Below are 12,277 nucleotides of genomic sequence, written 5' to 3' on the forward strand. Positions count from 1 at the left end.
ATGTTGTAATTAACCAAACTATACTTTTTTAGTATACATTATAAAAGGAGAAACTTTACATGCAGTTGAACCAAGCAACGGATTATGCCTTTCGCGCTGTTCTACACTTAGCCAAATTTGCTTCCGGGGAAGTTGTCAGTGCTCAAACCATTGCCAGCAGGGAAGAGATTCCCATGCGGTTTTTGCTTAAAATTATGCGTTCCCTCATTAAGGCCGGAATTGTCAAATCTTACCGGGGTGTGGATGGGGGGTATACCCTGGCCAAATCTCCCCGGGAGATCACTTTGCTGGATGTGGTAGAGGCCATAGAGGGTTCTGTGCATATTAACCGCTGTCTTTTAGATCCTGAATACTGCAGTAAACACTGGGCTGACTGCTGTCCCATTCACCAGGTCCTGGACGGGATTCAGGCTAATCTGGTTAAGGAATTAAGCCGTTATAACTTTGCTGAGCTGGCCGGAAAGACTTAAGTGTTCAAAGGAAGGAATTTTTTTACCCTAAACTATACTATTTTAGTATAGATTATGCGCTACCAGGAGGAAGGAGGGGAAAATGGGCAGGCATTTTATCGTAGAACAGCTAAAGACAGTTGTTTAAAGAAAGATGTGAGGAGGTAAGTCTATGAGTGAGCTATTGTTGGCAAGATGGCAGTTTGGCGTGACGACTGTTTATCATTTTCTCTTTGTACCTTTAACCCTGGGGCTTTCTATTCTGGTCGCTATCATGGAGACTATTTACGTGAAGACAGGGAACGAAACCTACAAAAAGATGGCCCAGTTTTGGGGAAAGCTCTTTTTAATTAATTTTGCCATGGGGGTTGTTACCGGTATTGTCCAGGAGTTTCAGTTCGGGATGAACTGGTCAGGGTATTCCCGTTTTGTAGGGGATATCTTCGGCGCTCCATTGGCAGTGGAGGCTTTAGCGGCATTCTTTATTGAGTCTACTTTTATCGGCCTGTGGATTTTTGGCTGGGATAAACTCTCGAAAGTGCAGCATGCCGCAGCCATTTGGCTGGTGGCCTTTGCCACGAACCTTTCGGCTTTCTGGATTCTGGTGGCCAATTCTTTCATGCAGCAGCCTGTGGGCTATGTGCTCAAGAATGGCCGGGCCGAGATGACGGACTTTTTTGCCCTGCTGACAAATCCCCATGTGCTGTATCAATTCCCCCATACGGTTCTCTCCGGTTTTGCCACGGCGGCCTTTTTCGTCATGGGGATTAGCGCTTACCATCTATTAAGGAAAAACTACCTGGACTTTTTCAGGCGTTCTTTCCGGCTGGGTTTGATCATGGGAGTTATCAGCATTCTTCTCGTTACTACAGTGGGCCATTTTCAGGGACAACACCTGGTTAACTCCCAGCCCATGAAGATGGCGGCAGCCGAGGCTCATTGGGAAAGTGCCGATCCTGCACCTTTGGCTCTGGTGGCTTTCATTGATGAGAAAGCCCAGGCCAACTCTTTTGAGATTAAGATACCTAAACTGTTGAGTTTTCTTTCCTACAATACCTTTAGCGGTGAGGTTAAAGGTATCAAGGAAATTCAGGCCGAGTATGAAGCCAAATACGGTCCTGGAAACTACATACCACCGGTCACTCCTGTTTTCTGGAGTTTCCGTATCATGGTGGGCGCCGGTGTCCTCATGATTTTGCTGGCTCTTTATGGCCTCTACCTGACCCGTAAGGGGCAGCTGGAAGAAAAGGCTTGGTTCCTTAAAGCTATGCTCTGGGCTATTCCCCTGCCTTATATCGCCAATACCAGCGGTTGGCTCGTGGCCGAAATAGGGCGCCAACCCTGGATTGTCCAGGGCCTGCAGAAGGTAGAAGAAGCTATTTCACCTTCAGTTTCTGCTGGTGCTGTTTTAACTACCTTAGTCGGTTTTACTGTGCTTTACGGTGCCTTAGCGGTGGCTGATGTTTACTTGTTAACCAAATACGCCAAGCAAGGGCCGGAGGAGACTATTACTCCGAAATCCGTAGGAACTTCTAAGGAGGTATCGTTATGGACTTAAATGTGCTTTGGTTTATCCTGGTCACAGTCCTCTTTATCGGCTTTTTCTTCTTGGAAGGTTTTGATTATGGTGTGGGTATCTTGCTGCCCGTGATAGGGAAAACAGATACGGAGCGCCGTATGATCATTAACACCATCGGTCCCTTTTGGGATGGCAACGAAGTTTGGATGCTGACGGCAGGTGGGGCTTTATTTGCGGCTTTCCCCAACTGGTATGCCACCCTTTTCAGCGGTTTTTACTTAGCCCTGTTTCTCATCCTGGCGGCCTTGATTGTACGGGGGGTGGCCTTCGAGTTCCGCAGCAAGGACGAGAACCCCACCTGGCGTAAATGCTGGGATAGGATGATTTTTGCAGGGAGCCTGATTCCAGCTCTGCTCTGGGGTGTAGCCATGACTAACCTGATTCGGGGGGTGCCTATAGATGATAAGATGGAATACGTGGGGACCTTTTGGGATCTCCTCTCTCCTTATACTTTAGTGGGTGGCTTAGCTGGACTTTTAGTCTTCGCTTTACACGGCGCCATCTTTCTTTCTCTGAAAATTGAGGGTGAGTTGGCAGAGCGGAGCCGCAAAACCGCTTTAGGGCTCTTTATCATTGCTGTGCCTGTCTTTATTCTCCTCATTGTTCTAAGTTACAGCCAAACTGATATATTTACTAAACTGGGAGCTGGGCTTATATTTTGCGGGGCCGCTGTGGCTTTGCTCCTGGCTTACTGGTTTTTACGTTCGGGAAAGAGTGGGCTGGCCTTTGTGTTTAACGGATTAACCATCGTTTTTTCTACCCTGGCTATTTTCTGGGGTCTTTTCCCCCGGGTGATGGTTTCCAGCCTTAACCCCGCCTGGAGCCTTACGATCTATAATGCTTCCTCCAGTTCCTATACCCTGAAGATTATGACCATTGCAGCTTTGATCCTGGTGCCTGTTGTGCTCCTTTACCAGGGCTGGACTTACTGGGTTTTCCGCCAGCGGGTGAACGCTAAACACTTAGAGTATTAACTGTAGAAACTTTGCTCAGGGGGCTGGGGAACTGGGCCTCCGGGATAGAGGGGGATGGAGATAATGATGGATAAAAGGCTTTGGCGGGAGGCAAGGATAGCAGACGGCTTATTGGTTCTGACCGTGGGGCTGGGTGTGGGGCTTGGTCTACTGGTTGTTTTACAGGCCCGCTACTTGTCTCAGGTTGTCAACAGGGTTTTTCTCGAGGGCCAGGATTTAAAGGGAGTCTGGAGCCAGCTTTTAGCTCTTTTGGGGGTTATCTTTTTACGCGCAGGGCTTTCCTGGCTCAGTGAAGTTACAGCCCATGGGGCTGCCGTCCGGATTAAACATGGAATACGGGAGCGGCTTTTAGCTCACCTTTTTGCTCTGGGACCGGTGTATGTGCGTGGGGAGCAGACAGGGGAACTGGTAAACCTCCTAACGGAAGGAACAGAGGCTTTGGAAGTATATTTTTCCCGCTATTTGCCCCAGCTAGCCCAGGCTACTCTGATTCCCCTTTTGTTTCTGGGATTTGTTTTTCCCCTTGATCTCCTTTCAGGCCTTATTTTGCTAGGTACAGCCCCTCTCATACCCCTCTTTATGATCCTCATCGGCAGGAGGGCGGAGGCTGTCAGTCGAAGGCAGTGGGATGTATTAAGCAGGATGAATGCCCATTTCCTTGATGTTTTGCGGGGACTTACCACTTTAAAACTTTTTGGATGCAGCGTGGCCCAGGGGGAAGTGGTGTCCCTGGTCAGTAACCGTTTTCGCCAGACTACCCTGGAGGTTTTACGGGTGGCTTTCCTTTCGGCCCTGGTGCTGGAGCTCCTGGCCACCCTCAGTACTGCCATGGTGGCCGTAGCCTTGGGGTTACGCCTCGTTTATGACCGGATTTCTTTTGAAGAAGCCTTTTTCCTTTTACTGCTGGCTCCTGAGTTCTATTTACCCTTGAGGCTCCTGGGCGGCCAGTTTCACGCGGGCCTTTCCGCTGTTAGTGCTGGCATGCGTATTTTCCAGGTCCTCGACCAGCCCTTGCCCCAGGGGCAAGTCCAGAACGCAAAAGATTTACCTCCCAATCCCAGGCTTCATATTTCTTTTGAAGAAGTTTCCTATAGCTACGATGAAGGCGTCCGGCCGGTCCTGAGGGACGTTTCCTTTGAGCTTTTTCCCGGGGAACGGGTGGCTTTGGTAGGGATCAGTGGGGCGGGGAAGAGCACCATTGCCCATCTGCTTTTGCGTTTTATCGAACCTACCGGCGGTAAAATCTTGGTTAATGGGATCCCTCTAGATGACCTTTCCCCGGAGGAATGGCGCCGCTATGTGGCCCTGGTACCCCAGAATCCCTATCTTTTTTACGGTACCGTCAGTGAAAACATTAGCCTGGGACGTCCCCAGGCCTCTCTTGATGAAGTGATGGCGGCAGCCCGGCTGGCGGGAGCCCATGAGTTTATCCTCCGCCTGCCTCAGGGTTACCATACTCCTGTAGGAGATGGGGGGATGGGTTTAAGCGGCGGCCAGGCCCAGCGCCTGGTCATTGCCCGGGCTTTTCTCCAGGATGCTCCCTTCTTAATTCTTGACGAAGCTACGGCAGGTCTTGACCCTGAAAGGGAGTGGGAAGTACAAAAGGCCCTGGAAAGTCTGATGAAAGGCCGTACGGTACTGGTGATCGCTCATCGCCTTTCCACCGTCTACCAGGCTGATCGTATTCTGGTGTTAGAGGAAGGGAGAGTGGTGGAGAGTGGACGGCATGAAGAACTTATGGGCCGGTGGGGAACCTACTACCGGCTGGTAGCAGCAGGGGGAGGTGTGGGATGAGAATTTTTCTGCGGCTTTGGAGATTGCTGGCGCCTTACCGGGGATTTATCTTTTTAGCCACCATTTTAGGGGCTTTAACGGTGGGCAGCAATATCGGACTCCTGGCTGTCTCAGCCCTTCTCATTTCCAGAGCAGCTTTACACCCGCCTATCCTGGACCTGATGACACTCATTGTGGGGGTTCGTTTTTTCGGAATTTCCCGGGCCGTGTTTCGTTATTTAGAGCGATATTTTACCCATGATGTGACTTTCCGTATTCTAAGCCAGATACGGGTTTGGTTTTACAGGAAACTGGAACCTTTGGCCCCGGCCCACCTGATGGACTATGGGAGTGGTGAACTCTTGAGCCGTATCGTAGGGGATGTGGATACCTTAAAATTTTTTTATTTGCGGGTTTTGGCACCCCCTCTGGTAGCTTTTATGGTTTTGTTAGGAGTTTTTCTTTTTTTAGCCTGGTTTCATCTTCAGGCGGCCCTTGTAGTACTTTTCTTCTTTCTCCTGGCAGCGGTGGGGATACCCCTGGGGATAAGGAGCCTCAGCCGTGGGATAGGAAGGCGGATGGTAGAAGTAAAAGGAGCCCTCAATGTCCTTCTGGTAGACAGTATACGGGGAATGACGGAAATTACGGCCTTCGGGCAAGGCTGGCGGCAGCAGGTAAAAATAGAAGGCTTGAGCAGGGAACTTATAGGCCTCCAGGGAAGGGTGGCCGGTTTTACCGGCCTTTCGGGGGCCCTGGTTATGCTTACCATGAATTTAGCCCTGTGGTGCGTTCTAGTCTTAACCATTCCTCTGGTGGCCGGAGGAAAACTGGACGGAATCTACCTGGCGATGCTGGCTCTGGGGGCTATGGGCAGTTTTGAAGCCGTGCTTCCCCTGCCTTTGGTTTACCAGCACATGGAGGAAAGCATGGAGGCCGCCCGGCGGCTATTCGAGATTACCGACACCAAACCTGTAGTTCAGGACCGGGCTGGTCACTGGCTTATACCCCATAGATATGACCTGGAGGTAAAGGGCTTACGTTTTCGCTACAGGGAGAATGATTCCTGGGTCCTGGACGGCTTGGATTTCGTGTTGCCCCAGGGGGGCCGCCTGGCTATCGTAGGGCCCAGCGGAGCGGGAAAAAGTACTTTTGTTCACCTGTTGTTGCGTTTTTGGGAATATGAAGAGGGTTCTATCACTTTGGGTAACCACGAAATCAGGGCCTATTCTCCGGAAACCCTGCGGCAGCTCATGGGGGTGGTTACCCAGCAAACCCATATCTTTAATGCTACCATCGGGGAAAATCTCTTACTGGCCAAGCCGGGGGCCAGCCCTGAGGAACTGGTAGATGCTATCCGGAAGGCCCAGCTTTATGACTTTATACAAAGTCTTCCGCATGGTTATGATACCTATGTAGGGGAGGAAGGGTTAAAACTTTCCGGCGGCCAGCGGCAACGCCTGGCCATTGCCCGGGTTCTTTTGAAAAATGCCCCCATCCTGATCCTGGACGAAGCTACGGTCGGGCTTGATCCTGTCACAGAAAAGGAAGTCATGGGTACTATCTATGGCTTGATGGAGGGGCGAACGACCCTGGTTATTACCCATCGCTTAACAGGGCTTGAGGTTATGGATCAGATTCTGTTTCTTGAAGGAGGCAAAGTGGTGGAGCAGGGAACCCATGAGACACTTCTGGCGCAGAAAGGACTTTATTATAAAATGTGGGAATTACAGCACCAGGTTCTGGTGGAAAAAACTTAATATAGATAAAAACAAACCTCTGCAAAAAGTTGCAGAGGTTTGTTGTAATAAAACCGAAATAAAATATCTCTTAACCTGGTACTAAATGATATACTAAATAAGAACATAAAGGGGGTGAGCGTATGAAGTCACTGATGTTTGCCTTTTTAGGCATGCTTCTTTGGGGAATTGCCCCGCTTTTTGGGAAGATTGGCCTGGTTCAAGTGAATCCCGGCCTGGCCCTTTCCATACGTAGTATTGTCATCACCAGTCTATTAATGGGATGGCTTTTGGCCAGCGGACAGTTTGCCAGTTTAACCGCAGTCCCACCCAAAGCCTGGCTTTTTATCGGCCTGGAAGGTATTTGTGCTTCCCTTTTAGGCCATTTGGCTTATTACTATGCTTTAAAACACGGAGAGGTTTCTCTGGTTAGTCCTATTATGGCAGGGTTTCCGCTGGTAGCTGCTTTGCTTTCGATTTTCTTCTTAGGAGAAAAATTTACCCCAACCAAACTTATAGGCGCCCTTTTAATTATCATAGGTGTTTTTATCATTAAGAAATAGGAGAGATGAGCGTTGGCTTGTCAAGATTGCCTAAATTCAATAAAAGAAAAGTGCCTTAATTTTGCCGAATTAAAAGAAAAATGTCCCTGTCCAAAGAAAGAATGCCAGTACCACGGTTTATGCTGTGAGTGTATTGCTGCCCATATTAAAAAAGGGCAGAAACCTCCTGTTTGCTTGGAAAAAGCTTTTAACTGGCAAAAGAAACCCCTGGAAAAGTAGGTCATGGAGACCTGCTTTTTTTGATAAACCATCACCCATTGTTTATTCCCGGAATACAATTTATTAAATCCATAAATAGATTGACTTTTGCGTGAACTAATGGGAAGGGGTTAAACTGTATGGGGCGTTACATCAGTTACATCCTGCTTATTCTTATCATGCCTGTTGTGACCATTGTTGGTCTTGTTTTTTATTTGATTAAAAAATTAATCGGCAATTTTACCGGATTTAGCAGGCTGCTACGCAGGTAAAATCCTTTTCGCCTCCCCGCATCAAGCATTATGTAGTGGAGAACCGAAGTTACAACTTTATATATTATTCTGTCGTGCCGCCAACCTTCCTTAATTTACCTGCTGATTTCTCTTTTTATCTGTGTTATCTTATCTGTACGACCTTGGATAGCACATCTTTGATAGAAAGAAGGGATACAATATGAACAAGTTGACAAGACTAACTATCGTTTGGACTCTCTTGTTACTTTTTTCACTAACCTTGTTGGCTCCTATTGGCCAAGCAGCTACGATTATCGCCCAGCCTGGGGACGTTAACGAAACCGTGGGCGAAATCAATGCCATGCTTAAAGCCACCGGTTATTACTATGGTACTGTGAGCAACACCTATGGGACAGCTACCAAGTCCGCTGTTCTTATTTTTCAAAGGGCCCATGGCCTGACTTCAACAGGTACTGTGGACCAGGCCACTTATGATGCCCTAAAGGCGGAGTATGCTGCCAAGACGGGCAACTCTTCTGTACCAAGTACACCAAGGGAGCCTGCTGTACCCAAAACGCCTGCAAGTCCTAGTACACCAACGGCTCCAGTTCCATCTTCGGAGCCTGCAGCAGCGCCTACACCAAAACCAGATTCATCTTACACACCTGAGAAGGTACCCGGTTTAACAGCTGATGAACAAAAAATGTTGGACATGGTAAACCAGGAACGAGCAAAAGCCGGTGTGGCGCCTTTAAAAATCGATATGCGCATGGTGCAGACTGCACGTGCCAAGAGTAAAGATATGATTGATAATAATTACTTTAGTCATACTTCACCAACTTTGGGTGGATTTGCCTCCCAGATTCGTACTGCTACCGGAGGTGACTATTCCGCTGTGGCCGAAAACCTGTCCGGTGGTAAAACGGTGGAGGCTGCCATGAAAGCCTTTATGAACAGTGCAGGACACCGCAAGAATATCCTCAATCCCAAGTTTACCCATATCGGTATAGGGATTGTGAGTGGCGGGCCTTATGGACAAATGTACACCCAGCACTTTGGAGGTTAAGGAGACTCCCTTAAGGGTCTCCTTTTTCTTTTTTAAAAATAAGAGCCGGTACAGGTACCAGCCTTTTTCAATTTTGTTTTTTAGAGTCGCATTAAATGATGGGTTCCCTATTCTTGTTGATTAAGTTTCCTAAACTATCGTGTATATAATTTGATCCTCTGCTAGCGATCAAACCCGAGGCAATCTTTCCTACATAGGGGAGATTAGATTGATAACCCAAGATGGTAAAGACGTCTACTCCCATGTTGAAGGCATAGACCACACCGATAATGGCTGACAAACGGCGTAATACTGTCTGGGACTTTTCATCATCTAAAGAGGATATATAGGTAGAGATGGGTGAGGGCGTATCCTTAAAAAAGATTTGTACCGTAGCCTCTGTTAAGACGGCTAAAGCAATAAGGGTGCCCAGTGCACCAAAGTCCGGCATCAATTATCCCTCCTAACGATTTTTAAGAATTATGCCTTGTATCTCTTCTAAAGCTTTTTCCAGCTGTTTAACTCTTTGCTGGAGAATCTGGTTTTTTTTCCTTTCTTCCTGGAGCATGGCCAGCAATTTTTCCAATTCTTTGTTGGGATCTGCAGGTTTTTCTGGACCTGGTTTAGGAGAAAAATATTCTTCCAGGGCCGCCATTACGGTGGCTTTAGGAAAGCGGTCTCCGGGGCATTCGGTCTTTTTTATTTCCCGGTGGAGCAGGACGTTCTTTATGGGGATATGATATTTTACTAGCAGGTTTTTCAGTAATTCGATAAGTGAGGACAATTGTTCAGGATAAATATCCCTTTTACTCAGGTTCCCAATTACAGCAACACCAATAGCATGCTGGTTATAATAAGTGACACCCGCATGGGCACCTTGTACGGATAGACTCCGCCCCTCCACCACTTTGCCATCTTTTTCTATAACATAGTCATAGCCGATATCCTGCCAACCCAACTTCATATGATAACGGCGAATTTGTTCCGTATCTTTTTCCTCTGCTCCTGTATGGTGAATGACGATGTGCGTCAAGTCCAGCCGGGGCATGTTCTCAACTCCTTCAGCCTTATATACCGGGTAAGATACTTTTTATTATACTCGGCTGTTGTAAAAAATGTTAACGTTGCCAGGAGAAAGGGGGGTATCGTGAGCCCTTTGGCTGCGAAAATACCTATAGCTCTTCCTCCCAGGGGATTAGGTTTGGTCTGGGATCGAGGATGGACTCGTATTGCTCTTTTATACCATAGAGAGCGCGGGGGTCCAGTTGTTTATAACGGTAATATTTTTGCAGGCGGTCCTCGGGTTTAAGCCAGCCTAAATGTTTAAGCCGCAGTTGGGAGGCTTGCCCCTTTAGCTCAGTTATGTTTTTGGGAAGGCGCCCACAGTGTTGGGGTGTTTCTTGCCAAACGTACCTAAAGTCAGGGAGATATCTCACCATAAAGGGGCGGTACCATTGATGGGCGTTCCAGTAGGTATCTTCACGATAATAGTTTTCAGCCCACATGTCGTATAAACGAAAGGCATAATAATAGACTTCCCGGTTTTGGGCAAGTTCTCTTAATACGGCTGGAGCCCTGTCTTCAAAGATTTCGTCGGCATCCAGGACTAAAATCCAATCAGGTTCAGTTTTGACAACCATTTCCCAGAGTTGTTTTCTTAGTATAATCTCATTGTGGAAAGATGGTTCTTTGTTAGAAACGAGAGTTAAAGGAATACCCTGGAGCACTTTACGGCACACCTCTACGGAATGGTCTTCGCTGGCATCATCCAGGATCACGGCCCTATCTATATATAGGGCAGCATGCTGCAGGACTCTTTCCAGATACCTGTCGGCTTCATTTCTCATCAGCATGGCCAGGGTAATGTGATTCCTTTTTTCGGTTTTTCTTTGCAATATGGGAGTTTTTACCCTCAGGCTGCCGTTAGCTCTTACTTTATGAGACGTTAGCTTTATTTGATTTTTGTACTCTTTGAGTTGCTCCAGTTCAGAAAGCCGGTAAATGTGAAAAGGCGGGTAATGGGTGTCGGCATAGAGCTCTAAGCCCAGAGCGGCGGCCCGAATACAGAAGTGGCGATCTTCGCCCGTGAGGCTTAAATTATACAGGAGTTATGCAGTTGGTGGAAATAAATAGAAAATAATAACTCAAAAAATATTTTAAAAAAGATCCTAATTTTCGACAAAAAAGGTCTTGACTTTTTCGAAAAGCCCCCATAATCGCTTTGGATGGTATTTTTTACCATCACTCTAGCGATATGGGTGATGTTGATGAAGAAACTGTGTAAACCAACTTTCGAAAAAAAGGATCACGGTCAAGGTGCCGGAATCCCGGTACTCAAGACAATTTGGGATTTGTTTGACCTGTCTCTGCTGTTTTCCCAGTCCGGAATACGCAAACACTCCGGAATTCCAGCGTGGCTCCTGGCTTTTGCCTACATCTGCGGCCTTGCTAATCATTCAAGTTCTGCAAATCAAAATGCTAAGTTTTCAACGGAAGCTCCATTTTTACAACAACTGCTTTCCGGGCAAATCATCTCTCAAAGTGCCTTCAGCCGGTTTCTCTCCAAGCCCTTTCAGTGGCTCCGGTTCTCTTTGGGCAGATTTGCCAGGTTACAAGAAAACACGGATAGCAGGCTGACCGACGGCGATATCATTGCCTTAGACGATACTAAAATTGAGCATCCTCACGGTAAAAAAATCCCCTTTCTCTGTTGGCTCTTTGACAGTTCGGATAAGTGCCATGTATGGTGCATTAATCTTGTGTCGACCCTGGCTGTCTTAAAGAATGGGCTCGAATATCCTATGCTGTGGCGCTTCTGGGTTAAAAATGGCCAGGAGAATGAAAAACAAACCAAGCTTGATCTTGCTAAACAGATGCTCGCAGAGGTGCGTCAGTTGAACAAGGCCAGACTCTGGGTAGCCATGGATCGCTGGTTTTTGTGTAAAAAGTTCCTGAACTGGCTGATGGGTCAAAATTTTGACTGGGTTACCAAAGCCAAACGTAACACGGCGCTATTCAGGAAAATCTACGACCCGGTACTAGGAAAGGAACGCTACATTAAACTTAATCCGAAGCAACTGCTGCGAGAAGTTTATTCCCAGCTTCGGGTCCTTGGCAAAGAATCGGTTCTCAGTATTCCGGACATTTACATCAAAATGCCCTATGAGACCTTAACACGCAAGGGAAAACCCATTACTAGACAACGTTTTTTACCCATAGCTGCCATTGCAGCCACTTATGAGAAGCAGGCTGTCGAGGGCAGCATAGTTCTTCCGGAGGAAGAATGCCCGGCAACCTTCAAGGATGCGTATCTCCTGATAAGCAATCGCGTAGATACGCCGGAAGAAGCTGCAACTGCCTATGCTAAACGATGGAGAATAGAAGTTTTTTACCGCACCGCTAAACAGAATCTTGGTTTAACATCTTGCTATGCTCAGTCTGAAACAGCTCATTTCGCACATGTGGAGCTCTTGTTTACAGCGAAGACCCTTCTTTGTTATGCCTCTTGGGAGTGCAATAAAGAAGGCGCCGAACAAGCCCCCTCCCTCTGCGAAGTGATAAGGTACTTCTTCAACGCCGGTTGTCGGATCCGCTGTTGCGAGCAGTTGATCCAAGTCTATTTTGACACGGCAACCCAGCGTTTTTCAAGGCTTATTGATAAATTCTGGCCACATTCTTTGGAACTTAGGTTATGGAATTGGAAAAATTATCCTGAAACTGCATAACT

12 protein-coding genes and 1 pseudogene are annotated in these 12,277 nt (G+C 47.5%); 10 read left to right on the forward strand and 3 right to left on the reverse strand.

Annotated elements, in window-relative coordinates:
- Nucleotides 1-59: 59 nt before the first annotated feature.
- From BR63_RS01575 to BR63_RS01610, 9 genes are all read left to right on the forward strand, one after another.
- The gene (locus tag BR63_RS01575) at nt 60-470 is read left to right on the forward strand and encodes an RrF2 family transcriptional regulator (protein ID WP_034423324.1); all 411 of its coding nucleotides are present in this window, start codon (nt 60-62) and stop codon (nt 468-470) included.
- Nucleotides 471-621: 151 nt separating this feature from the next.
- Nucleotides 622-2,007 (forward strand): cytochrome ubiquinol oxidase subunit I, encoded by a 1,386-nt coding sequence (locus tag BR63_RS01580; protein ID WP_034423325.1) that lies wholly within the window; start codon nt 622-624, stop codon nt 2,005-2,007.
- Nucleotides 1,998-3,002, forward strand: a complete 1,005-nt coding sequence (gene cydB / locus BR63_RS01585) for a cytochrome d ubiquinol oxidase subunit II (RefSeq protein WP_034423326.1) — start codon at nt 1,998-2,000, stop codon at nt 3,000-3,002. The genes BR63_RS01580 and cydB overlap by 10 nt, the downstream gene beginning before the upstream one ends.
- A 63-nt stretch (nt 3,003-3,065) precedes the next feature.
- Nucleotides 3,066-4,796 (forward strand): thiol reductant ABC exporter subunit CydD, encoded by a 1,731-nt coding sequence (cydD, locus tag BR63_RS01590; RefSeq protein ID WP_034423328.1) that lies wholly within the window; start codon nt 3,066-3,068, stop codon nt 4,794-4,796.
- On the forward strand, nt 4,793-6,532 hold the full coding sequence (cydC, locus tag BR63_RS01595) for a thiol reductant ABC exporter subunit CydC (protein WP_034423330.1): 1,740 nt from the start codon (nt 4,793-4,795) through the stop codon (nt 6,530-6,532). Before cydD ends, cydC begins: the two co-directional genes overlap by 4 nt.
- Before the next feature lie 122 nt (nt 6,533-6,654).
- A complete protein-coding gene (locus BR63_RS01600) occupies nt 6,655-7,074 on the forward strand; it encodes an EamA family transporter (protein ID WP_034423331.1) in 420 nt (139 codons plus the stop codon).
- 12 nt (nt 7,075-7,086) lie between these two features.
- Nucleotides 7,087-7,293 carry a hypothetical protein gene (locus tag BR63_RS01605; protein WP_034423333.1) on the forward strand — a complete coding sequence of 69 codons (207 nt, stop codon included), beginning with the start codon at nt 7,087-7,089 and terminating at the stop codon, nt 7,291-7,293.
- Between the two features lie 119 nt (nt 7,294-7,412).
- Complete coding sequence (locus tag BR63_RS19705) at nt 7,413-7,544, forward strand: hypothetical protein (RefSeq protein WP_276568939.1); 132 nt, start codon at nt 7,413-7,415, stop codon at nt 7,542-7,544.
- Between the two features lie 181 nt (nt 7,545-7,725).
- On the forward strand, nt 7,726-8,571 hold the full coding sequence (locus tag BR63_RS01610; protein WP_051965915.1) for a CAP domain-containing protein: 846 nt from the start codon (nt 7,726-7,728) through the stop codon (nt 8,569-8,571).
- 91 nt (nt 8,572-8,662) lie between these two features.
- Here the strand turns inward: BR63_RS01610 and BR63_RS01615 are convergent, their stop codons facing one another.
- The 3 genes and pseudogenes from BR63_RS01615 to BR63_RS01625 form a co-directional block, all read right to left on the reverse strand.
- Nucleotides 8,663-9,001 carry a hypothetical protein gene (locus BR63_RS01615; protein WP_034423334.1) on the reverse strand — a complete coding sequence of 113 codons (339 nt, stop codon included), beginning with the start codon at nt 8,999-9,001 and terminating at the stop codon, nt 8,663-8,665.
- Between the two features lie 12 nt (nt 9,002-9,013).
- The gene (locus tag BR63_RS01620; protein ID WP_034423336.1) at nt 9,014-9,598 is read right to left on the reverse strand and encodes a peptidoglycan recognition protein family protein; all 585 of its coding nucleotides are present in this window, start codon (nt 9,596-9,598) and stop codon (nt 9,014-9,016) included.
- A 124-nt stretch (nt 9,599-9,722) separates the two neighbouring features.
- A pseudogene (locus BR63_RS01625) lies at nt 9,723-10,655 on the reverse strand (glycosyltransferase family 2 protein); the annotation flags it as partial.
- A gap of 162 nt (nt 10,656-10,817) precedes the next feature.
- Between BR63_RS01625 and BR63_RS01630 the strand changes: the two are divergent.
- A complete protein-coding gene (locus BR63_RS01630; RefSeq protein WP_243269998.1) occupies nt 10,818-12,275 on the forward strand; it encodes a transposase in 1,458 nt (485 codons plus the stop codon).
- Nucleotides 12,276-12,277: the final 2 nt, after the last annotated feature.

Origin of the sequence: Thermanaerosceptrum fracticalcis (assembly GCF_000746025.2) — a bacterium.
GTDB classification, from domain to species: domain Bacteria; phylum Bacillota; class Peptococcia; order DRI-13; family DRI-13; genus Thermanaerosceptrum; species Thermanaerosceptrum fracticalcis.

Coding starts and splice junctions, on each gene's coding strand:
- BR63_RS19705 (WP_276568939.1), top strand. CDS start 7,413: ATGGGGCGTTACATCAGTTACATCCTGCTTATTCTTATCATGCCTGTT.
- BR63_RS01620 (WP_034423336.1), bottom strand. CDS start 9,598: ATGCCCCGGCTGGACTTGACGCACATCGTCATTCACCATACAGGAGCA.
- BR63_RS01630 (WP_243269998.1), top strand. CDS start 10,818: ATGAAGAAACTGTGTAAACCAACTTTCGAAAAAAAGGATCACGGTCAA.
- cydB (WP_034423326.1), top strand. CDS start 1,998: ATGGACTTAAATGTGCTTTGGTTTATCCTGGTCACAGTCCTCTTTATC.
- BR63_RS01600 (WP_034423331.1), top strand. CDS start 6,655: ATGAAGTCACTGATGTTTGCCTTTTTAGGCATGCTTCTTTGGGGAATT.
- BR63_RS01580 (WP_034423325.1), top strand. CDS start 622: ATGAGTGAGCTATTGTTGGCAAGATGGCAGTTTGGCGTGACGACTGTT.
- BR63_RS01610 (WP_051965915.1), top strand. CDS start 7,726: ATGAACAAGTTGACAAGACTAACTATCGTTTGGACTCTCTTGTTACTT.
- BR63_RS01615 (WP_034423334.1), bottom strand. CDS start 9,001: ATGCCGGACTTTGGTGCACTGGGCACCCTTATTGCTTTAGCCGTCTTA.
- cydC (WP_034423330.1), top strand. CDS start 4,793: ATGAGAATTTTTCTGCGGCTTTGGAGATTGCTGGCGCCTTACCGGGGA.
- BR63_RS01575 (WP_034423324.1), top strand. CDS start 60: ATGCAGTTGAACCAAGCAACGGATTATGCCTTTCGCGCTGTTCTACAC.
- cydD (WP_034423328.1), top strand. CDS start 3,066: ATGATGGATAAAAGGCTTTGGCGGGAGGCAAGGATAGCAGACGGCTTA.